Raw genomic sequence first — 1,499 nt, 5'->3', positions numbered from 1 at the left:
AACCGGTTGTAATGCAACCCCGTCTCTGCATCCAGCTGCTGCCCCTGGAAGCGAATGCTCTGCTCGATCCGTTGCGGGTTGTATTCCTCCTGCACTTCCCCCCACGCCCCGTAGCTGGCCGCCCAGGTCACTTGGCCCGCTCTCTCCCCGTTGCCATCCACCAGCCCGATCGGTGTGCCCAGGTGATCGCACAGGTAGTGCCGGATGGTCAGCGGGTTGGTTTTCGCCTGCGCTCGTCCCTCGGCCTGCAACCGGCCCACGCTGCCCGCCATGAGCTGCGCCAGCTCTTGGGGCATGTGCGCCTGCGCGCGTTGTAGCGCCTTCGCACCCGTGGCCGACTCCAGCACGCTTCACAACACTGCCTGCGCTATTTCTTGCTGCGCTCGGGCATGGCCCCTCCTGTGATTTACCTGCCACACGGACTATTCATCCTGCGGAGGGTTATCCCCGGAAACATCTAACTGCAATCAGATGTACACCCAAAGAAAGAACCCCTGATCCACCACCAAATAAACTATAAAAGATAGATATCTCACTCAAACTCGGAAGGCGATCAAAAAGCAGAAATAACAGTAAATTTATTGCCACGACTCCAAATAAAAAAGCAAATAAGACAGCCACCCCCAAGCCAATGCGATTGTATAACTGCAAAATTAAATAGAGACAAACTGAAATAAGGAAAAAAGAGACGCCAAAAACAAATGACGCCAAATACACATAAACAGAAGCATAGTCTCGATGCGTAAAGCATAGAAATAAAAATGTCACCAAAAGAGATGAGGCAACACTTGAAAAGAGATATTTATTTATTTGCATGATTTGGCGTGATCAAAAACTTTTTCATCCACATTTCCCCACAAAGATTTTGCCAGCGCATTATTTAATGTTCCCATTGGCCCAACACCTTCCCCATAAGTGTGGACAGTCACCTCATTGGCACTTTCAGAGACCCAGCGGCGCACAATTCCTGGATACAAAAGATGATTTTTCTCAGTGATATTTGTGACCATTGTTCTATCGGCTGATACCGAGTGACTTACCGGTCCTACTGGAATAGCAAAACCCTTTTGCCCGTCTTTAATAGGCTCCCCGTCAGAACCCGGTGCGGGATACCTCATTAGACCTTCCGAAACCTTACCCAAAGTGCATCCGGCCGTTTTCTTCGAGCAAGAGTTAGTGACGTTATAGCTATGAAAATTGGGATTTTTCTCATCAAAGAGCATTACGCCTTTTTCATCTTCCCCCAGCAAACCGGGATAATGTGGCCTGTTATTACTGAGGTATCCCCTCTGAGCCATAGAACCAGGCTCTAAGCCAAGAGAATCCACCCAATTTAACGGATCGCCGCCTACGTATTCATATACATTATGTCCGCCAAGCAACCCAATGGGGTCTTGCGTAACATACTGCCCAATGGTCGGGTCGTAGTACCGGAACCGGTTGTAATGCAACCCCGTCTCTGCATCCAGCTGCTGCCCCTGGAAGCGAATGCTCTGCTC

At 49.9% G+C, this 1,499-nt stretch carries 3 protein-coding genes; all 3 read right to left on the bottom strand.

Going from position 1 to position 1,499, the window contains the following annotated elements; translation table 11 throughout:
- Positions 1 to 296: RHS repeat domain-containing protein (locus BLT03_RS23590; protein ID WP_139160551.1), on the bottom strand; the 296-nt coding region annotated here is incomplete at its 3' end.
- A 145-nt stretch (positions 297 to 441) separates the two neighbouring features.
- On the bottom strand, positions 442 to 816 hold the full coding sequence (locus tag BLT03_RS24345) for a hypothetical protein (protein ID WP_139160550.1): 375 nt from the start codon (positions 814 to 816) through the stop codon (positions 442 to 444).
- A partial coding sequence (locus tag BLT03_RS23585; RefSeq protein ID WP_139160549.1) for an RHS repeat-associated core domain-containing protein occupies positions 807 to 1,499 on the bottom strand: 693 nt, incomplete at its 5' end. The genes BLT03_RS24345 and BLT03_RS23585, both read right to left, overlap by 10 nt.

Source organism: Paracidovorax valerianellae (assembly GCF_900102625.1).
Lineage (GTDB): Bacteria > Pseudomonadota > Gammaproteobacteria > Burkholderiales > Burkholderiaceae_C > Paracidovorax > Paracidovorax valerianellae.
The sequence above is the reverse complement of the archived record's forward strand: the minus strand, read 5'-3'. Positions and strand labels throughout refer to the sequence as shown.